Source organism: Kitasatospora purpeofusca, assembly GCF_000718025.1.
Taxonomy (GTDB): domain Bacteria; phylum Actinomycetota; class Actinomycetes; order Streptomycetales; family Streptomycetaceae; genus Kitasatospora; species Kitasatospora purpeofusca.
Map to the genome: position 1 here is coordinate 124683 of NZ_JODS01000031.1, position 18238 is coordinate 142920.

Here is an 18238-nt window from a genome sequence, read left to right on the forward strand (position 1 = left end):
GCCTCAGCCGCCGTCGAGGACGACGTCGGCGACCAGGCGGGCCACCGCCTCGGGCTGCTCCACCATCACCATGTGCCCGCTGTCGGGGACCTCCACCAGGGTGACGGAGGGGCAGGCTTCGAGGGCGGCGCGCTCGGTGTCGGTGAGCCCCACTTCGTCCCGGTCGCCGCGCACCACCCAGGCGCGGGCGCCGGACTCGCACAGGCGGGGTACCAGTTGGCCGTGGCGGTCCAGGTAGGCGAAGTACTCGGCGATGGCGCGGTTGCAGAACGCCGGGGAGTTCCGCTTCAGATCGGCGACGAGTTCCTCCCGGCGCCGTTCCGGGAAGCCCTCGGACAGGACCTTCGGCGTCAGCCACAGCATGACCGGCCAGACCACGGCACCCAGCCCCGGCACCCGCCCGAGTGCCGTGGCGACCGCGAGCGCCTTGGACTCGTCCGGCCGCGAGAACGTGGGGGAGAGCAGCACCACCGGTCCGGAGAAGTGTCCGCCGGCCACCATCTCCAGCGCGATGTTGGCGCCGATGCTGTGGCCCACGACGGCCGTGCAGCCGTGTTCGGCCGCGAAGGTGCCGGTGATCGCCGCGTAGTTCTCGATCGACACGTCCACGGGCGCGATCGTCCCGGCGTGGCCGGGGACGGTCGCCGCGATCAGGCGGATCGGTGCGTCGGCGAGTGCGGCGGCGGCCGTCATGTCGGCGAAGAAGTTCGCGCTGCACATCCCGCCGGGCAGGAGCAGCACCCGGTGCGGGGCGTCGGGCGGTCCGGACTCCCGGACGTCCCAGGCGTGGAACTGCGCGGCACCGACCATGGTTCGTCCCTCCGGGCTCGTACGACGACCCGCATTCTTGCGTGCCGCGCCGCGACGGTCGGTGACCTTGGGCCGGGCGTGGCATGTCGGCCGTGCGGTCACGGGTAGTGCGGCCGCGAGCAGTGCGAGGACGGGCAGTGCGAGGGCGGGCGGGAAATTCGGTTGCGCCGATCTTGGAAGTCGCTAAGCTCTGACTCGTTCGCGCCGCGGGGCTGCCCGTGGCGTGGGGACTGACGTGGAGAAGCAGAGGAGGTGCGTTTCGATGGTCGCCGCCGTCTCGCGGCGCGCCTTGGTGTGCGCGCCATACGCCTCTTCCTCTCGTCTTTCGCCCACCGGCTGACGACGCCTCGCAACTGGCGCATCGGTGGGCTGTTCCCCAGGAGCCACCACAGTGCGTGAGCGCTTTTCCAGCACCGACACCGATTCCTTCTCCCGTATCCGCGCCAAGGGCGCACCCCGTCGCGGCCGCCGGTCCGAGCGGTTCGACGACAACGAGCCCGAGGTCGTGTTCCGGTTCGACGACCACGAGGCCTATGCCGTCGCCGGTGACGAGTACGCCGACTTCGACGGCGGGCACGAGAACCACGAGAACTACGACGACGACAGCTACAACGACGACGGCTACGACGACGACAGCTACGACGACAACCCCGACGGCGCCCCGGCCGGGGCCGACCGCTGGTCGACCTGGGACCAGTCCACCCCCACCGAGAAGGGGCCCGAGCCGCGCCCTGCCTGGGTGGTGACCGAACTCGCGGCCGTGGACACCGAACTCGGGCTGGTGAAGACCGGCAAGGAGGCGGACGTGTTCCTCCTGGAGCGCGGGGTGCCGGGCACGGACCGCCGCACGCTGATGGCGGCCAAGCGCTACCGCGACTCCCAGCACCGGATGTTCCACCGCGACTCCGGGTACTTGGAGGGGCGTCGGCACAAGGAGTCCCGGATCGCCCGGGCGATGGCCAAGCGGACGGCGTTCGGCAAGGAGGCCATCGCCGCGCAGTGGGCCGGTGCCGAGTTCACCGCGCTGTGCCGGCTCTGGTCGGCCGGGGTGGCCGTCCCCTACCCGGTGCAGATCACGGGTACGGAGATCCTGATGGAGTTCGTCGGCGACGAGAGCGGCACCGCCGCGCCCCGGCTCGCGCAGCTGAGGGCGGAGGAGGTGGACGTCGAGGACCTGTGGGAGCAGCTCGGCCGGAGCCTGTCGCTGCTGGCCGGTGACGGGTACGCGCACGGGGACCTGTCGGCGTACAACATCCTGGTCCACGAGGGGCGGCTGGTGATCATCGATGTGCCGCAGATCGTGGACGTGGTGGCGAATCCGCGCGGGCGGGCGTTCCTGGAGCGGGACGTGCGCAACGTCGGCGCCTGGTTCGTCTCCCGGGGCCTGCCGGAGCACCGGGTCGGCGAGCTCGTCGGGGCGCTGGAGTTCGACGCGCGACTGGGGTGACGAGGACCTGGGGGGAGGGGCCGGTCGGGCGGAGGGGCCGGTCGGGCGGAGGGGCCGGTCGGGCGACGGGGACACACCCCGTCGCCCCGACCGGCCACCCCCGTCAGGCCTCGCGCTTCCAGAGCCCCCGCCCGGCCAGGATCGGCAGCACGTTCTCCCCGACCCAGTACGCCTCCTCCAGGTGCGGGGCGCCGGAGAGGATGAACTCGTCCACGCCCAGCCGGTGGTACTCCTCGATCCGGTCGGCCACCTCGTGGTGGTCCCCGACGAGGGCGGTGCCCGCGCCGCCGCGCACCAGGCCGATCCCGGCCCACAGGTTGGGCGAGACCTCCAGCCGGTCGGTCGAGCCGCCGTGCAGCAGGCGCATCCGCCGCTGGCCCTCGGACTCGCTGCGGGCCAGCGCTGCCTGGGTCTCGGCGATCCGCGCCGGGTCCATGCCGGCGAGCAGGCGGTCGGCCTCCGCCCACGCGGCCTGCGCGGTGTCGCGGGTGATGACGTGCAGCCGGATGCCGAACCGCGGCGTGCGGCCGTGCCGGGCGGCGAGCTCGCGGACGTGCCGGATCTTCTCGGCGACCATGGCGGGCGGCTCGCCCCAGGTGAGGTAGACGTCGGCGTGCCGGGCGGCGACCTCGGCGGCCTCCGGCGAGGAGCCGCCGAAGTACACCTCGGGCACCGGTTCCGGCAGCCGGGTCAGCCGGGCGGCCTCCACCCGGAGGTGGGCGCCGCGGTGGTCGACCTGCTCGCCGCGCCAGAGCCGGCCGGTGATGGACAGGAACTCCCCGGTGCGGGCGTAGCGGCCGGCCTTGTCGAGGAAGTCCCCGTACGCGCGCTGCTCGGCGGACTCGCCGCCGGTGACGACGTTGAGCAGCAGCCGGCCGCCCGACTGGTTCTGGTAGCTGGTGGCCATCTGGGCGGCCAGCGTCGGGCTGAGCTGACCGGGCCGGAAGGCCACCAGGTACTTCAGCCGCTCGGTCTCCCGGGTGAGCATCGCGGTGGTCAGCCAGGCATCCTCGCACCAGGCGCCGGTCGGCGTCAGTGCCCCGGTGAAGCCGAGCTGTTCCGCACTGCGTGCGATCTGGCCGAGGTAGGCGATGCTCGGCGGGCGGTCGGTGCCGACGGTGCCGGGTGTCGAGCCGTGGCCGCCGCCGACGACGTGCCGGCTGTCCCCGGTGGTCGGCAGGAACCAGTGGGCGGTCAGCGTCATGGCGGCTCAGCCCTCCCGGACCGGGGTGAACCCGCCGTAGCCGCCGTCGTGGTGGACCAGCGGCGGGCCGTCGGTGGTGTCGACGGCCAGGACCTCGCCGACGACCAGCAGGTGGTCGCCGACCGGCTGGAGCAGGAACGGGCGGGCCGTGAGCCGGGCGGCGGCGCCTGCGAGGACGGGCGTGCCGTACGGGCCGGTGTGCCAGTCCGTACCGGCGAAGCGGTCGATCCCGCTGCGGGCGAAGCGGTTCGCGAGCTCCTGCTGGTCGTCGCGCAGGATGTGCACGTTGAAGGCCTCGGCCTCCCGTACCGCTGGCGCGGCCGAGGCGGTGGTCGACAGGTAGAAGGACACCAGGGCGGGGTCCAGGCTCACCGAGGTGAACGAGGTGGCGGTGAAGCCGACCGGGCCGGCGGGCCCGGCCGCGGTGATCACCGTGACGCCGGCCGCGTGCCGGCGCAGGGCGCGGCGGAGCAGGTCGGCGCCGTGGGCTCCGGCGAGCGCGGACGGCTGGGTGAGTGCGGACGGCTGGGCAAGCGCGGTCGGCTGGGCGAGGACGGGTCGTTCGTCGAGGGTGGTCATACGGGGTTTCCTTCCGGGGCGCGCGGGTCGGGGGTGCGTCCGCCCGCGTCGGTGGTGACGATCTGGGCGGGCAGGTGCGGGCCGCCCCGCAGGCGTTCCAGCCACTGGACGACGGCGGCGGCGACGCTGCGGTGGGCGGCGTCGTTGAGCGCGTCGTGCCGCCCGTCGGCGACCAGGACGAGATCGGCGGCGAGGCGCTCGGCGAACCGCCGCGAGGTGGCGGGCGGCGAGACCGGGTCGGCGGACCCGTGCACCACGAGCACCGGCACCTCGAAGACCGGCACGCCGTCGGCGGCCGCCTCCTCGGCCGCCCGGGCGAGGTCGGCGGGGACGTCCTCGGCGAGTGCGCCGGGCCGGAAGTCCGGATCGGCGGCCAGCAGGCCCCGGTGCGCCGGGCAGGACGTCCGGGCACCGAGCTCGTCCGTCCAGGCCTCGGCGGTGTCCGAGGCTTCGGGCGCGGCCACTGTGACGGGCAGGCCGACGAGCAGCAGCCCGTCGGGGGCGGCCTGCCGGGCGGCGGCCAGCGCGAGCAGGGCGCCGGTGTCCGAGCCGGCCAGCACCACGGGAGCGCCGGGCGGTGCGGTTTCGCGGGCCTCGGCGACCGGACCGGCCAGGTCCACCCCGTCCAGCGGGACGGACCCCGCGGCCGGCACCCCCGGGACGACCACGCGGTAGCCGTCGAAGGCCAGCCGCCGGCCGAAGCGGGCGTACACACCCGGGTGCTCGCCCCGGCCGGGCAGCAGCAGGACGGTGCCGCGCACGGTGACCTCGGCGGCGGGCTCCCAGACGGCGGAGGACCGGCCGGTCAGTGGCACGGGGGAAGCGGCGGTGGTGGTCATCGGGCCGCACCGGACACCGCGACGGCGGCCTGCCTGGCCTCGGATGCGCGAGCCGCGTCGGATTCCCGCGCCGCCAGGGCGTCCCGACGGGCGACCTCCTGGCGCACCAGCGGGATGAGCTCCTTGCCGTAGTCGAGCGCATCGTCCAGCGGGTCGTAGCCGCGGATCAGCAGCGTGGTCGCGCCGAGGTCGACGTAGTCCAGCAGCGCCTGGGCGACCGTCTCCGGCGTGCCGACCAGGGCGGTCGAGTTCCCGGCGGCGCCGGTCGCCGCGGCCGGGGCCGTCCACAGCGCGCGGTCGTGCCGGTCGCCCTTGGCGGCGGCGGCCAGCAGGCGCTGGGAGCCGACGTTCTGCGGCGCGGCCCCGGGGCCGGTCGGCAGGATCGGGCGGCGTCCGCCGAAGACGTCGTTGCGCTCCTTGATGGTGGCCAGGATGCGGTGGGCGCGCTCCCAGGCCTCCTCCTCGGTGCGGCCGAGGATCGGACGGAAGGACACGCTGATGCCCTGGACGTCGGTGCGCCCGGCGGCGGTGGCGGCGGCGCGGACGGAGGCAATCTGCTGGGCGGTCTCGGCGAGCGGCTCGCCCCACAGCGCGAAGGTGTCGGCGTGCTTGCCGCCGACCCGGTAGGCGGCCTCGGAGGAGCCGCCGAAGAACAGCGGGATGCGCGGCCGCTGGACCGGCAGCACCTCGGACTTGAAGTCGGCGAGGCGGTAGTACGGGCCCTCGTGGTCGAACGGCTTCTCGGCGGTCCAGGCCTTGGTGAGCACGGTCAGGTAGTCGTCGGTGCGGGCGTAGCGCTCGTCCTTGGTGAGGTAGTCGCCGTCGCGGCGCTGCTCGGCGTCGTGGCCGCCGGTGATGATGTGGACGGCGACCCGGCCGCCGGAGAACTGGTCCAGGGTCGCGAAGGTGCGGGCGGCGACGGTGGGCGCGATGAAGCCGGGGCGGTGCGCGATCAGCAGGCCCAGCCGCTCGGTGTTCGCGGCGGCGAACGCGGCGACCTGGTTGGGGTCGGGGCTGGCCGAGGAGTGGGCGATCAGGATGCGGTCGAAGCCGGCCTCCTCGTGGGCCCGGGCGAACCGGCGGGTGTAGTCGGGGTCGACCACCGGGCCGTGCGCGGGGCGGGTCTCGGAGACGTCGTGGGTGGAGATCATGCCGATGAACTCGACGGGCATGGTGGTCTGCCTTTCTTGGCAAGGGGCTCGGCAAGGGTCTTGAGGAGGGGGATCGGGAGGATCGGGAGGGGCGTCGCGGGCGGGGCGGGCCCGGTGGAGAAGGGGAAGGCGGGAGCCGGTCAGGCGACCGGCGGGCGGTGCAGGGCGGCCCGGCCCCGGGCGAGCAGGACGGTGTCGTCCTGCGGGGTGTGCACCCGGGCGCACAGCACGTCGCGCAGGTGCCGCTGGAGCGGGTGGTGCCGGGTCAGGCCGTGGTTGCCGACCAGGGCGACGGCCCGCTGGACGGATTCCACGGCGGCGCGGGTGCCGAGCAGCTTCGCCCCGGGCGCCTCGTCGACGGCCGTCGGCTCGCCCGCGTCGACGGCCGCGGCCAGGGCGGCCACCAGCCGCTCGGCGCCGCCGAGTTCGACGTCGATCAGGCCGAGTTCGCTCTGGAAGCGGGGCAGGCTGGCCAGGGGCGCGCCCAGGGCGCTCGGGGTCCGCTCGTGCAGGAAGGCGGTGAGCCAGGACTGCGCGGCACGGGCGACGCCCAGGTAGAGGGCGGCCAGGCCGAGCGAGTTCCAGGCGGCGCCGACCGGGTCCCGGCCGCCCTCCGGGGAGGGGGCGGCGAGGCGTGCGGTGTGGTCGAGCGGGACTCGTACGGCGTCCAGCAGTACGTCGTCGCTGCGGCTGGCCCGCAGGCCGAGGTGGTCCCAGGTCGGCTCGACGGTGATGCCGGGCAGGTCGCCGCGGACCAGGAACGAGCCGACCCGGGGTTCGGGTTCCTCGGTGCGGGCCCACACCAGCAGCCAGCGCAGCGCGGGCGCGCCGGTGGAGAAGATCTTGCGTCCGGTCAGCTCCCACTCGTCGCCGCGCCGTACGGCCACCGTCGCCGGCAGGCCGCCGCGCACGGGGGTGCCGAGCTCCGGCTCCACCCGGACGTGGTTGACCAGGGTGGGACGCTCGGCCGACTCGGCGAGCAGCTGCGCCAGCGGACCGGCCGGCCAGTGGGCCTCGCGCGCCTCGGCGGCGTGGACGAACAGGGTCATCGCGGTGACCAGGGCGACCGCCGGGTCGCCCGCACCGAGCGCGCGCAGGATCCGGACGGTGTCGGCGAGCCCTCGGCCGGGGCCGCCGTGCCGTTCGGCGACGGTCGCGGTGAGCAGACCGGCCCGGTGGACGAGCGCGATGCCCCCGGTGGGGAAGGTGGCGTCCCGGTCGTGCTCGGCGGCCCGCTCCGCGAGGGCGGCGGTCAGGGCGGGCAGCCCGTCGAGGTCGGGCGGTGGGAGAGCGGGTCGGGCGGGGGCCGTCGGCGGGGGTGCGGGTCGGGCGGTCGGTGCCGGTGTCATCGGGGTTGCTCCGAAAGAGAGGTGGCGTTGTCCGGGTGGAGCCGGGCCCGCCAGTCCGGGCTGTGGTGGCAGGCGGCGGCGTGCGCCTCCGGACCGGTGGCGGGGACCGCGAGGCCCGGCCCGAGCTCCGGGACCGCCGCGCAGGCCGCGTCCGCGAACGGGCACCGGTGCGCGAACCCGCAGCCCCCGCCCGGGACGGCGGCCCCGGCCGGCGCCCGCAGCAGCCGCAGAACCGTCCGCCGCGCGGGGTCCGGTCCCGGCGCCGAGGCGGCCAGCAGCGCGCTGTACGGGTGCAGCGGCCGGTCCAGCACCGCCTCCGCCGGGCCCTGCTCGACGATCCGGCCCCGGTAGAGCACGGCGATCCGGTCGGCGATCCCGGCCAGCGAGTCGAGGTCGTGCGAGATCACCACGACGGCCAGGCCCAGTTCGTGGCGGAGCCGGTCCAGCAGGCGCAGCACGTGGTTGCGGTTGGAGACGTCCAGGGCGCTGACCGGTTCGTCGGCCAGCAGCAGCCGGGGCCGTCCGACGATCGCCCGGGCCAGGGCGACCCGCTGGCGCTGGCCGCCCGACAGCGCGCCGGGGGTGCGGGAGGCCAGCGCGGCGTCCAGGCCGACCCGGTCGAGCGCCTCCCGCACCCTCGGCCCGCGCTCGGCGCGGGGGACGCCGGCCACGGCGAGCGGTTCGCCGACGAGGCGGGCCACCGTCAGATCCGGGTCGAGGGAGCGCAGCGGGTCCTGGAACATGTACTGGACGGTCCCGGAACGCCGCGCCGTCCGCAGCGAGCGGCCGCGCAGGGTGGCGCGGTCCCCGCCGTCGACCGTGATCCGGCCGCCGGTGACGGGGGCGAGCCCCGCCACGGCCCGGGCGAGGGTGGTCTTCCCGGATCCGGTCTCGCCGATGAGGCCCAGGATCTCCCCGGAGCGTGCCTCCAGGTCGACACCGCCGAGCACGGTGGTGCGGCCGTAGCGGACCTCCAGGCGCTCGATCCGCAGGGCGGGGGAGCCGACGGCGGGCGTCGGCCCGTCCGTGATCGCCGAGGCGATGGCGGTGATGCTCATACCGGGACCTCCGTTCGTTCCGGGACGTCCGTCCGTTCGCGGACGCCGCTGAGGGTCAGTTCGGCGCTGCGCAGGCAGCGCACGGCCCGGGGGCCGCTCCCGCTGTCCGTGTCGGTCCCGGGGACGGGGACGGGCGTGAGCGGGACGGCCTGCTCGGCGCAGGCGGCGGTGGCGTACTCGCAGCGCAGGGCGAAGCGGCAGCCGGCCCCGGCGGTGCCGGGCTCGGGCGGCCGGCCGGGGATGACGGCCAGCTCCCGGCGGTTGCGGCGGCCCAGGGCGGCGACCCGCAGCAGCGCCTCGGTGTACGGGTGGGCCGGGGCGGCGACCACCTCGGCGGTCGGGCCCTCCTCGACGACCTCGCCCGCGTAGAGCACGAGGACCCGGTCGCACACCTCGGCGACCACCGCCAGGTCGTGGCTGACCAGCAGCAGGGCCAGCCCGTGCCGGTCGCGCAGCCCGCCCAGCAGGTCCAGCACCTCGGCCTGGACGACCGTGTCCAGCGCGGTGGTGGCCTCGTCGGCGACCAGCAGCTGCGGGTCGCCGGAGATCGCGACCGCGATCAGGACCCGCTGGAGCATGCCGCCGGAGAGTTCGTGCGGGTAGCTGTCGTGGACCCGCTCCGGGTCGTGCAGGCCGACGGCCTCGAAGAGTTCCACCGCCCGTCGGCGGGCCAGGGCCCGGCTGAGTCCGCGCCGACGCAGTGGCTCGCCGAGCTGGCGTCCGACGGTGAGGCTGGGGTTGAGGTACGAGCCCGGGTCCTGGAAGACGGCGCCGATCCGGGTGCCGCGCACCTGCTGCCACTGGCGGTCGGTCAGGCCGACGAGATCCGTGTGGTCGCTGTCGTCGCTGTCGTCGCTGTCGTCGCTGTCGTCCGCCGTGCCGCCGAGGACGATCCGTCCGGCGGAGACGGCGACCCCGGGTGCCGGCAGGCCGAGCACCGAGCGGCAGGTGAGCGTCTTGCCGCTGCCGGACTCGCCGACCAGTCCGACGGCCTCGCCGGGGAGGAGGTCGAACGAGACGTCGCGGACGGCCTCCGTGCGGCCGTGGCCGACGGTCACGTGCAGCCCCTCGACCCGCAGGGCGGCGGCGCGGTCGGCGGACGCGGGACGGTCGGGACCGGGCTCAGGCGGGGTGGGGGACATGGTCGTGCTCCTTCCGGTCCGGCACGGACGGGGCTGGCCCGGTCGAGTCCGCGCCCGGCGCGGACGGCACGCCCTGCACGGACGGCACGCCCTGCACGGACGGCACGCCCCGCACGGACGGGCCGCTCTGCCCAGACGGGCCGCCCTGCACGGACGGCCCACCCGACGCGGCACGCCTCCCGGCGACCCGGCGGGCGCGGGCGGTGGCCGGAGCGGCGCCCGTCCGGTCGCTGTCGGCGAGGACGTCGGCCAGCAGGTTCAGCGCCCCGACGGTGAGCATGATCAGCACGGCGGGCGGGATCGGCGCCCACGGCTGCTGGGCGAGGAAGCCGAGGTCGCTGGCGAGCATGCCGCCCCAGGTCGGCGCGGGCGGCTGCACGCCGATCCCGAGGAAGGTGAGGGAGGAGACCGTGAGCAGACCGGTGGCCAGCGCGTGCGCGGTGGTGACGGCGACGGTCGGCAGTACCTTGCGCCAGATGTGCACCCGCAGGATCCAGGACCGGGAGGCGCCCATCAGCTCGGCGGCCTCGACGTACTGGGCGCGGTCCAGGCCGAGCGCGGCGGCCCGGGTGACGCGGAAGAACAGCGGCGCGAGCAGGACGCCGAGCGCCAGCATCGCCTGGTGCAGCCCGTTGCCGAGCAGGCCGACGGCGGCGATCGCGAAGAGCGTGAACGGCAGCGTCATCAGGGAGTCCACGGCGCGCAGGGCCAGCCAGGACCCGGCCGGGCCGAACCGTACCGACAGCAGTCCGGGAACGACCCCGAGCAGGGCGGCGACGGCCACCGCCTCGACGGCGGCGAGCACGGACAGCCCGGTGCCGGCCAGCAGTCGGCTCAGCACGTCGCGGCCCAGGTAGTCGGTGCCCAGCAGGTGGTCCGCCGAGGGCCCGCCCAGGATGTGGGCGGTGTCCTGGGCGAGCGGGTCCGCCGGGGCGATCCGTCCGCCGAGCAGGGCGAGCAGCAGGACGAGGGCCAGGACGGCCAGCGCCGCGCGGGCGACGGGCACCCGCAGCGAGGCGCGCAGCGTGTTCACCTGTTCCCTCCCACAGCCAGTGCCGGCCCGGTCCGCTTCGTCGCGCGCCCCTCCGGCCGAGGCCCGCGCCGGGCGACCGGGTTGAGGGCGAACAGCACGGCGTCGACGGCCAGATTGGCGACGAGCACCACCGCGACGGTGACCAGCAGGGTGCCCTGGATCACCGGCACGTCGTGCTGCTCGGCCGCCCGGAGCGAGAGTTGGGCGATCCCCGGCAGGTTGAAGATCCGCTCGGTGACCACGGCGCCGCCGATGAGCACCGGCACGCTCATGCCGAGCACGGTGAAGGCCGGACCGGCCGCGTTCCGCAGCGCGTGGCCGAACAGCACCCGGCGTCCGGACAGTCCGCGCATCAGGGCGCCGGTCGCGTAGTTCCGGCGCAGCTCCGCGACCAGCGACGTCCGCAGTTGGCGGGCGATGCCGGCGGCGGCGTCCAGGCTGAGGGCGAGGGCCGGCAGCAGGGCGAACCGCAGCCACTCGCCCGGCTGTTGGGAGAACGGCACATACCCGCCGGAGGGCAGCAGCCGCAGCTGGACGGCGACCAGGGTGATCAGGCCGATCGCGATCACGAAGGCGGGCAGGGTGCCGAGGAGGGTGCAGACGGCGGTGACCGTGCGGTCCAGCCGGCCGCCGTTGCTCAGTGCCGCCGCGACACCGGCCGCGCCGCCCAGGAGGACGGCGAGCAGCAGGGCGAGGCCGGCGATGGAGAGGTCGACCGGGAGCGCGGTGGTGATCGAGTCGGCGACCGGCACGGTGGTGAACCAGGAGGTCCCGAGGTCGCCGCCGACCGCGTCGAGCAGCCAGTCGCCGTACTGCGCGGCCAGCGGCCGGTCCAGGCCGAACTCGTGGTCCAGCCGGGCGATGTCGGCCGCGGTGGCGGTCTCGCCGAGGACGGCGGCGGCCGGGTTGGCGTCCGAGACGGCGCCGAGGCCGAAGGTGAGCAGCGAGGAGAGCAGGAAGACGGTGACCGTGCTCCCGAGCACCCGCCCCAGCGGGCGCGGGGCGCGCGCCGCCCGGCGGGCGAGGGGCCCCGCGCGCCAGGCGCCCGCGCGGGGCAGGACGGCGCTCACGACGCGGTCACCCCCTCGAACCGCTGCACCGCCGTGAAGGCCGGGATCGGCGAGACGGACTTCCGCCGGGCCAGCAGCCGGGGGACGCTGTACAGGAAGGTGTTGGGCATCGTGCGCACCGCGAGCGCGGTCGCCGCCCGGAGCGCCTTCGGGTACTCCGGCGAGTCCAGCGGGGTGCGCGAGACCTGCTCGACGGCGGCGGCCAGCTCCGGCGGGGTGCGCCGGCCCGGGTTCATCAGGCCCTGCTCGCCGAAGAGCACCTGGAAGGCCTGCGCGGCGGAGTCGCGGCCCGCGAACTGGTCGGTGAACAGGGCCTTGGCGTGCTGGATGTAGACGATCTGGGTGGCCTGCGCCGCCGGGACCACGTCGATGGTGGCCCGGATGCCGACCTCCTTCAGCTGCGCCTGGAGCTGCTCGGGCAGTCCCTGCGCGGCCGTGGTGGTCAGGGTGAGGTCGACGCCGTCTGGGTGGCCGGCCTCGGTGAGCAGCGCGCGCGCCTTCGCCGGGTCGTACCGGTAGAGGTCGGCCGAGGCGGGGTCGTAACCGACGTAACCCTTGGGGAACGGCTGGTGGTTGACCTCGCCGTAGCCGAACAGCTGGGTCTTGAGCAGGGCCTCCCGGTCGATCGCGAACTTGAGCGCCTCGACCACCTTGGGGTTGTCGAACGGCGTCTTCTCGATGTTGACGTCCAGCACCGCCACCACCAGGGACGGGATCACCTGGACCTCCAGGCCCGCCGCCTTGGCCGCGGCGACCTGGCTGCCCGGGATCTGGGCCACGTCGAACTGTCCGGACTGGAGCCCGGCGACCACGGTGGCGGCGTCCGGCAGCGGATAGAGCTCGAAGTTCTCCAGCTTGATGGCGGTCGCGTCCCAGTAGGCGGGGTTGCGCCGCAGCACGGCCTTGGCGTTCTGGGTGTAGGAGGTGAGGGTGAACGGCCCGGCGCCGGCCGGGCGGGTGGCCAGCCCGGCGGCGTCCGACTCGAAGGCCTTCGGGTTGACGACCATGCCGGTCTTGCCGGCCAGCAGGTTGGGTATCTGGTAGTCGGGCCGGGAGAGTTCGAGCAGCACGGTCTGCGCGTCGGGGGCGGACACCTCGCGGATGCTGGTGAGCTGCGGGGCGACCAGGGACTTGGCTTCGGTGCGGCCGCGGTCCAGGCTCTTCTTGACGGCCGAGGCGTCCAGCGGGGTGCCGTCGGAGAAGGTCAGCCCGGGGCGCAGGGTGAAGGTGACCGAGGTGCCGTCGGCGCTGAACTTCCAGGCCGAGGCCAGGGCCGGTACGGCGGTGCCCTGTTCGTCGAGCTTGGTGAGGCCCGCGTAGACCAGCGACAGGGAGTGGACGTCCCAGCCCGCCGAGGAGAACACCGGGTCCCACGAAGTCGGCAGCGCCCAGCCCCACTTGAGGGTGCCGCCGGCGGTGGACCCGCCCGTCCCGGCCTGCCCGGGGTCGCCGCACGCGGCGAGGGCGAACGAGGCGCCGAGGCCCAGGCCGAGGCCGAGCAGGGAACGTCTGCCGAGCAGCGGGCGGTCGCTGGAGGAGCTGGTCATGACGGTCGGTCACCTTTCGGAGGGTGCGCGGCAGTTCCGGCTGCAGGCACGGCGCGGGAACGGGTACGGTCGCGGGCCGGAGCGCGGGATCGGGGCAGGGCGGTGGGTGGAGCGACGGCGCGCGGGGAGGCGGCGCCGGGAAGGCACGGTGGGCGGCGCGGACGGGCCGACGGGCGGCGCCGAGGGCCGGGAGCGCGTGGGAGACGCAGGGGGGTGGCGGTCGGCCGGGGGAGAGGGCCGGTCGGCCGGGAACCCGGGGCCCGGGCGCCGGGTTCAGGGCCCGAAGCGCCGGGGGTCAGGGTTCGTACGAGCGGTTCGCCCGGGCGGGCCGGGGCTCGGCGGCGTCTTGGCCGCCAGGTCCGGACGCGGTCAACAACTGTGGGTGCTGCTGGTGCGTCGGTGACTCGTCCAGCGGCGCACCGGGAGGGGGTGCGTGGAGGTCATGGACTCATCCTGGCCAGGTCAGCGGCCTGCTGTCAATGGACACCAAAAGGTGTCCCTTTGCTTCGGGGGGTGCCGCAACACGCCCTCAATGTGCCGTTCACGCGGCACCGTTGCGACGTCCACGGAGCGCCGTTGCGGCGGCGGGATCCGGCCGCCGCGCCGAGCGCGGGGCGGCGCCGTGTGACGTCTTCGTCCCGTTCGGCGGCGCGGGCCCTCGGTCGGTGGCGGGGAGGTCAGCGGGCGGCGGGGGAGCGGTGGGCCGCCACGACGGCCGGGCCGGAACGCTCCTGCGGGTGGAGGACGACGTCCCCGTTCGCGGTCGGCACGCGCCGGGCGCCGGCCGGCAGCCCTCCGGCCGCTCCGGCCAGCTCGGGACCGGTCAGGCTCCGGTACCGCTCCAACAGCTCCTCCGCGGTGGGGACGCGGTCCGCCGGCGGCAGCGGCGCGGGGGAGACCGCGGCCAGCGCGCTCCGGTACTCGTCCGCGCTCCGCCACCCCGGCACCACCCGGCGCCCGCCCGGCCCGGTGAACACCACGGTCGGCAGCGCGTACCGGTGGCCGCCGTCCTCGGTCTCCTTCGCCGCTCCCGGGTGGGGTCCGTCCCCGCGCAGTCCGATCACCTCCGGCAGCGGCCGCCGGGCCTCGGCACGGTCGCGCAGCACCCGCTCGCGGACGGCCGCGGAGGCCAGGTCGGCCCGCAGCCGCGGCTCGTCGAGGCCGGGTACCCCGGCCACCGCCGCGAGCACCCGCTCGGGGGTGTCGGCCGGCTCGCCGAGGACGAACACGCTCTCCCGCAGCCGGCGCAGCACCCGGTCGGCGACCAGCGGACCCTGCGCCTCGGCGGCGGCCGCCGCCAGCGAGGACGGCCAGCTGCTCGCCGCCACCCAGCCCAGCCGGGCGGCCCTCGGCGCGCCCGCGTGGTCGGTGATCCGCTGGACGTACCCGGCGTACCAGGCCGTCTCGGCGGCCGGGTCCGGCGCGGGCTCCTCGTCCTCGTCGAACAGGACCCCGAAGACCCTGCGGTGCCGGCAGCGGCCCTCCGCCTCGCGCAGCAGCGCCCGCAGTCTCGGCTCGGCCGCCCAGGACCACGGGCACATCGGGTCGGTGTACTCCACGACCTCGACCTCGACCGCGACCGTAGCGACCTCGCCCGCAGTGGCCGCGGCCGTGCCCCAGGCTTCGACCCCGGCTTCGCCCTCGTCCCCGCTCACGCGGTCGCCACCCGGACGCCGGAACGCACCAGTTGGGCCACCGTCGTGCCCGAGAGGATCTCCACGGCGCGCTCCTCGACGCTGCGCCAGACCGACGGCAGTCCGCGCGCGGGGCCTGGGTAGTCGAGTCCGGCCAGCGGTTCGCCGCGCAGCGTGATCACCTCGCCGTCCACCGCGCGCACCACGTCCAGCAGGGTGATCTCCTCGGCCGTCCGGCCGAGCCAGTAGCCGCCCTCGCAGCCGCGCTGGCTGCGGACCAGCCCGGCCCGCCGCAGTTCGCCCACCACGGACTTGAGGAACCGGAACGGGATGCCCTGGGAGGCGGCGATGGCCTCGCAGGTGAGTGGGCGCGACGTGTCGCAGGCGAGCTCGACCAGAGCCCGGGCGGCGTAGTCGGCCTTGGCGGATATGTGCATGCACCCGAGTATCCCCCGGGCGGAGCGGTGCTCAAGTCCCTTGTCCGCCAAGGGCGGGCCCGGTCGGCGGGAAAAGACACCTCTTGACATCCTTTTGCCGCCGGGCCTAGCGTCCGGTGACATCCCGGGGCGTGGGGCGCGGCCGGGAGAGGCACGGGAGACGCCGGGAGGCACCGGGAGACGCCGCCCCTACTGTCCTGCCGCCCAACTGCCCGCCCGACCCAGGAGCACCATGTCCGCCGAACGCCACTCCCATTCCCACCCCCGCACCCCCGCGCCCGTCGCCGAGGACGCGGCCGTCGTCACCGAGGCCGGCACCGGCTTCCACCCGCACCTGCACGCCACGGACGCCCCCGCCGGCACCGCCCTGCGGGCCCGGCTGCACCACATCCGCGCGGGTGAACTCGACGACGGCACCGCCCAGACCGGAGGGATGCGGCGCTTCGCCGCGATCAGCGGACGGACGGTCGGCTCGGAGAAGCTCTGGATGGGCCAGACCCACGTCGCCCCCGCGACCGCCTCCTCCGACCACCACCACGGCGAGTCCGAGACCGCGATCCACGTGGTCAGCGGACACCCCGAGTTCGTCTTCGTCGACGACTCGTCCGGCACGCCCGAGGAGATCCGCCTGCGCACGGGCCCGGGCGACTACATCTTCGTCCCGCCGTTCGTCCCGCACCGGGAGGAGAACCCGGACCCGGACGAGGAGGCGGTGGTCGTCATCGCCCGCAGCACCCAGGAAGCCATCGTGGTCAACCTCCCCGGCCTCTACGCGCTCGGCGACGGCGGCTGACCCCGCCCGGCCCCGTTCCTCACCGGTCGGCGGGCCGGTCCGCCCAGACCCGGGCCAGACAGCGCCGCTCTCCCGGACCGGCGTGATCGACGAACCCGGTCCGCCCGTGCAGGACGGCCGTGTTGTCCAGGACCAGGAGGTCGCCCCGCCGCAACGGGACGCGCAGCACCGTCCCGGGGTCGGTGAGCACCCCGTGGAGGGTGTCCAGCGCCGCCTGCCGGCCCGGCGGGAACGGCCGGCCGGCCTCCTGCTGGCCGCGCTCGATCCAGTAGCGGTTGTACTGGACGTGCAGGCCGTGGCGGCGCTGCCGGAAGACCGGGGAGACGCGGTCGAAGTCCGGTCCGCGCCCGAAGTGGAAGTCCTGGTACAGGTGGTGCAGCGCGGACGGGTCCTGCTCCGCGAGCCGGTCGTGGACGGCGCGGGCGCTGACCAGCAGCGACTCACCACCGGTCCGGGCGGGGCGGATGCACAGCAGGCCCAGCAGCCACGGCGACTCGGGGCCGTACGAGCGGTCGGTGTGCGGGTCGAGCGTCCTGGCGTCCCCCTCCCGCTGCCTGGCACGGTCGGCGGCCGAGAGCTCGACCGCCGGCGCGGTCTCGGCGGTGAGCAGGTCGTCCGCCGCCGGGCCCGCCGGGAGCGGCACCACCGTGCCCAGCCGCGCCGCGAAGCGCCGGCACAGCTCGGCGCACTCCGGATCGCCGAGCCCGTCCAGCTCCAGGCCGCGCACCAGGGCCAGCCCCGGCCCGTGGCGCAGGGCGTGGGCGACGCGGGAGACGCTGCCGACCGGATCGGCCGTGCCGTCCGGTCCGCCCGGCGGCCACGGAACGACCCAGTCCTGCTCGTCCAGAGTGTCGGGGGCCCAGGCCCGGGGCCCCGGCCCCTCGGCACGTCCCGTCATCGGTGCTCCCCTTCTCCGCCGGGTGGCGCGCGCGGTCCGAGCGGGCTGCCGTCCGGACAGTCAGGCCGTGTCCACCAGCCGCACGAGCGGGAGTCCCGAGACGTTCTTCCCCGCCCCCCGAGGCGAAAACCCCGCCCCGACTGTCGCCGGGCGGTCCTTGCGGACCACGTACGGGATTTTGAGACCACGAGCAGCCCATGGCAGGCTCATGCCGCATGATCGACGAATTCGCGAAGGACAACCTTCACGGGCGACTGCGGCGCGACCGCAAGGCGCTGCTCTGGAAACTCGACGGCCTGTCCGAGTACGACGCCCGCCGACCCCTGGTGGCGACCGGGACCAACCTCCTCGGTTTGGTCAAACATGTGGCCACCGTCGAGGCCAGGTACTTCGGCGAGGTCTTCGACCGCCCTTCCCCGGAACCGTTGCCCCGGTGGCAGGACCACAGCGGCAGCGACCTGTGGGCGACCGAGGACGAGACGCTCGATCAGATCATCGGGTTCTACCGGCGCACCTGGGAACACTCGGACGCGACGATCAACGAGCTGACCCTCGACGCCCCCGGCCACGTGCCGTGGTGGCCCGAGCCCGGTCCCAACACGAACCTGTTCGCAGTCCTGGTCCATGTCCTCGGCGAGAGCAACCGGCATGCCGGCCACGCCGACATCCTGCGCGAGGGCCTCGACGGCCGGACCGGGGTGCGCCCCGAACACGAGAAGCAGATCGACGAGGACGCCCGTGCGGCCCACTGGGCGAAGCTCGAGCAGCTCGCCAGGTCGGCCGCACCGGTGGAGGCTTAGAAGTTGCCTCATGCCCTGATCACACCCTGGGCAGTCCGATCAGGTGCCGACGGTCACCACCACCGGACAGCAGGTCCGTCCTGCGTCGCCCGGTCCGGCCTCGTAGGGTGTGCCCTGTGAACGAGCGGTACGAATGGCGGGTGGCGCCAGATCCCGGCCGGGCCGTCCAACCGACCTGCGACCATTTCGACGGCCTGCACGAGGTGCCCGCGAACGCGGCCCCCGGCTGCGAGGACTGCCTGCGGGAGGGGCGCACCTGGGTGAACCTGCTGGCCTGTCTGAGCTGCGGGCACATCGGCTGCTGCGACAGCTCCCCGGGCCAGCACGCCTACCACCACGCCCGCGCCCACCACGCCCACCACCTCGCCCGTTCGCTCCGGCCGGGCGAGGACTGGGCCTGGTGCTACACCGACGAGGTCTACCTGCGCCCCGCGCGCCCGGCGTGAC

Annotated in this window: 18 protein-coding genes; 4 read left to right on the plus strand and 14 right to left on the minus strand. The window is 75.2% G+C overall.

The features are described from left to right. Nucleotides 1–3: 3 nt before the first annotated feature. Nucleotides 4–810: an alpha/beta fold hydrolase gene (locus IF01_RS0132890; protein ID WP_030397259.1), complete on the minus strand. Its 807-nt coding sequence runs from the start codon at nucleotides 808–810 to the stop codon at nucleotides 4–6. Nucleotides 811–1201: 391 nt separating this feature from the next. On the opposite strand from IF01_RS0132890, the gene IF01_RS0132895 reads away from it, so the two are divergent. After that, the gene (locus IF01_RS0132895; RefSeq protein WP_030397260.1) at nucleotides 1202–2257 is read left to right on the plus strand and encodes a serine protein kinase RIO; all 1056 of its coding nucleotides are present in this window, start codon (nucleotides 1202–1204) and stop codon (nucleotides 2255–2257) included. Nucleotides 2258–2360: 103 nt separating this feature from the next. Here IF01_RS0132895 and IF01_RS0132900 read toward each other — a convergent pair whose 3' ends face one another. The 12 genes from IF01_RS0132900 to IF01_RS0132955 form a co-directional block, all read right to left on the minus strand. Then, on the minus strand, nucleotides 2361–3461 hold the full coding sequence (locus tag IF01_RS0132900) for an LLM class flavin-dependent oxidoreductase (protein WP_030397261.1): 1101 nt from the start codon (nucleotides 3459–3461) through the stop codon (nucleotides 2361–2363). Nucleotides 3462–3467: 6 nt separating this feature from the next. Further along, nucleotides 3468–4040 (minus strand): flavin reductase family protein, encoded by a 573-nt coding sequence (locus tag IF01_RS0132905; protein WP_078880509.1) that lies wholly within the window; start codon nucleotides 4038–4040, stop codon nucleotides 3468–3470. Then, on the minus strand, nucleotides 4037–4879 hold the full coding sequence (locus tag IF01_RS0132910) for an alpha/beta hydrolase (RefSeq protein WP_051756665.1): 843 nt from the start codon (nucleotides 4877–4879) through the stop codon (nucleotides 4037–4039). The genes IF01_RS0132905 and IF01_RS0132910 overlap by 4 nt, the downstream gene beginning before the upstream one ends. Then, the gene (locus IF01_RS0132915) at nucleotides 4876–6051 is read right to left on the minus strand and encodes an LLM class flavin-dependent oxidoreductase (protein WP_030397264.1); all 1176 of its coding nucleotides are present in this window, start codon (nucleotides 6049–6051) and stop codon (nucleotides 4876–4878) included. The genes IF01_RS0132910 and IF01_RS0132915 overlap by 4 nt, the downstream gene beginning before the upstream one ends. A gap of 119 nt (nucleotides 6052–6170) precedes the next feature. Then, complete coding sequence (locus IF01_RS0132920) at nucleotides 6171–7379, minus strand: acyl-CoA dehydrogenase family protein (protein WP_030397265.1); 1209 nt, start codon at nucleotides 7377–7379, stop codon at nucleotides 6171–6173. Further along, nucleotides 7376–8437: an ABC transporter ATP-binding protein gene (locus IF01_RS42690; RefSeq protein WP_078880510.1), complete on the minus strand. Its 1062-nt coding sequence runs from the start codon at nucleotides 8435–8437 to the stop codon at nucleotides 7376–7378. The genes IF01_RS0132920 and IF01_RS42690 overlap by 4 nt, the downstream gene beginning before the upstream one ends. Next, nucleotides 8434–9579, minus strand: coding sequence for an ABC transporter ATP-binding protein (locus tag IF01_RS0132930; RefSeq protein ID WP_051756667.1), 1146 nt, complete (start codon nucleotides 9577–9579; stop codon nucleotides 8434–8436). The genes IF01_RS42690 and IF01_RS0132930 overlap by 4 nt, the downstream gene beginning before the upstream one ends. Next, nucleotides 9560–10612 carry an ABC transporter permease gene (locus IF01_RS51200; RefSeq protein ID WP_030397268.1) on the minus strand — a complete coding sequence of 351 codons (1053 nt, stop codon included), beginning with the start codon at nucleotides 10610–10612 and terminating at the stop codon, nucleotides 9560–9562. Before IF01_RS51200 ends, IF01_RS0132930 begins: the two co-directional genes overlap by 20 nt. Next, a complete protein-coding gene (locus IF01_RS0132940) occupies nucleotides 10609–11682 on the minus strand; it encodes an ABC transporter permease (RefSeq protein ID WP_030397269.1) in 1074 nt (357 codons plus the stop codon). Before IF01_RS0132940 ends, IF01_RS51200 begins: the two co-directional genes overlap by 4 nt. Then, nucleotides 11679–13229 carry an ABC transporter substrate-binding protein gene (locus IF01_RS0132945; RefSeq protein WP_030397270.1) on the minus strand — a complete coding sequence of 517 codons (1551 nt, stop codon included), beginning with the start codon at nucleotides 13227–13229 and terminating at the stop codon, nucleotides 11679–11681. The genes IF01_RS0132940 and IF01_RS0132945 overlap by 4 nt, the downstream gene beginning before the upstream one ends. 677 nt (nucleotides 13230–13906) lie before the next feature. Continuing rightward, on the minus strand, nucleotides 13907–14770 hold the full coding sequence (locus tag IF01_RS0132950; RefSeq protein ID WP_051756708.1) for a DsbA family oxidoreductase: 864 nt from the start codon (nucleotides 14768–14770) through the stop codon (nucleotides 13907–13909). A 110-nt stretch (nucleotides 14771–14880) separates the two neighbouring features. After that, complete coding sequence (locus IF01_RS0132955) at nucleotides 14881–15300, minus strand: RrF2 family transcriptional regulator (protein ID WP_030397272.1); 420 nt, start codon at nucleotides 15298–15300, stop codon at nucleotides 14881–14883. A 232-nt stretch (nucleotides 15301–15532) separates the two neighbouring features. On the opposite strand from IF01_RS0132955, the gene IF01_RS0132960 reads away from it, so the two are divergent. Beyond that, nucleotides 15533–16093 carry a cupin domain-containing protein gene (locus IF01_RS0132960; RefSeq protein WP_051756669.1) on the plus strand — a complete coding sequence of 187 codons (561 nt, stop codon included), beginning with the start codon at nucleotides 15533–15535 and terminating at the stop codon, nucleotides 16091–16093. A 19-nt stretch (nucleotides 16094–16112) separates the two neighbouring features. Here IF01_RS0132960 and IF01_RS0132965 read toward each other — a convergent pair whose 3' ends face one another. Next, the gene (locus tag IF01_RS0132965) at nucleotides 16113–16991 is read right to left on the minus strand and encodes a TauD/TfdA family dioxygenase (RefSeq protein WP_030397274.1); all 879 of its coding nucleotides are present in this window, start codon (nucleotides 16989–16991) and stop codon (nucleotides 16113–16115) included. Nucleotides 16992–17206: 215 nt separating this feature from the next. On the opposite strand from IF01_RS0132965, the gene IF01_RS0132970 reads away from it, so the two are divergent. Next, nucleotides 17207–17791, plus strand: a complete 585-nt coding sequence (locus tag IF01_RS0132970; protein ID WP_030397275.1) for a DinB family protein — start codon at nucleotides 17207–17209, stop codon at nucleotides 17789–17791. Nucleotides 17792–17931: 140 nt separating this feature from the next. Next, entirely contained in the window at nucleotides 17932–18237 is a 306-nt protein-coding gene (locus IF01_RS0132975; RefSeq protein ID WP_051742360.1) for a UBP-type zinc finger domain-containing protein, read from the plus strand. The last annotated feature ends 1 nt before the right edge of the window (nucleotide 18238 follow it).

Excerpts from the sequence above, each read along its gene's own strand:
- IF01_RS0132890 (WP_030397259.1), bottom strand. The coding sequence starts at position 810 with ATGGTCGGTGCCGCGCAGTTCCACGCCTGGGACGTCCGGGAGTCCGGA.
- IF01_RS0132900 (WP_030397261.1), bottom strand. The coding sequence starts at position 3,461 with ATGACGCTGACCGCCCACTGGTTCCTGCCGACCACCGGGGACAGCCGG.
- IF01_RS0132905 (WP_078880509.1), bottom strand. The coding sequence starts at position 4,040 with ATGACCACCCTCGACGAACGACCCGTCCTCGCCCAGCCGACCGCGCTT.
- IF01_RS0132910 (WP_051756665.1), bottom strand. The coding sequence starts at position 4,879 with ATGACCACCACCGCCGCTTCCCCCGTGCCACTGACCGGCCGGTCCTCC.
- IF01_RS0132915 (WP_030397264.1), bottom strand. The coding sequence starts at position 6,051 with ATGCCCGTCGAGTTCATCGGCATGATCTCCACCCACGACGTCTCCGAG.
- IF01_RS0132920 (WP_030397265.1), bottom strand. The coding sequence starts at position 7,379 with ATGACACCGGCACCGACCGCCCGACCCGCACCCCCGCCGACGGCCCCC.
- IF01_RS42690 (WP_078880510.1), bottom strand. The coding sequence starts at position 8,437 with ATGAGCATCACCGCCATCGCCTCGGCGATCACGGACGGGCCGACGCCC.
- IF01_RS0132930 (WP_051756667.1), bottom strand. The coding sequence starts at position 9,579 with ATGTCCCCCACCCCGCCTGAGCCCGGTCCCGACCGTCCCGCGTCCGCC.
- IF01_RS0132945 (WP_030397270.1), bottom strand. The coding sequence starts at position 13,229 with ATGACCAGCTCCTCCAGCGACCGCCCGCTGCTCGGCAGACGTTCCCTG.
- IF01_RS0132950 (WP_051756708.1), bottom strand. The coding sequence starts at position 14,770 with ATGTGCCCGTGGTCCTGGGCGGCCGAGCCGAGACTGCGGGCGCTGCTG.
- IF01_RS0132955 (WP_030397272.1), bottom strand. The coding sequence starts at position 15,300 with ATGCACATATCCGCCAAGGCCGACTACGCCGCCCGGGCTCTGGTCGAG.
- IF01_RS0132960 (WP_051756669.1), top strand. The coding sequence starts at position 15,533 with ATGTCCGCCGAACGCCACTCCCATTCCCACCCCCGCACCCCCGCGCCC.
- IF01_RS0132965 (WP_030397274.1), bottom strand. The coding sequence starts at position 16,991 with ATGACGGGACGTGCCGAGGGGCCGGGGCCCCGGGCCTGGGCCCCCGAC.
- IF01_RS0132970 (WP_030397275.1), top strand. The coding sequence starts at position 17,207 with ATGATCGACGAATTCGCGAAGGACAACCTTCACGGGCGACTGCGGCGC.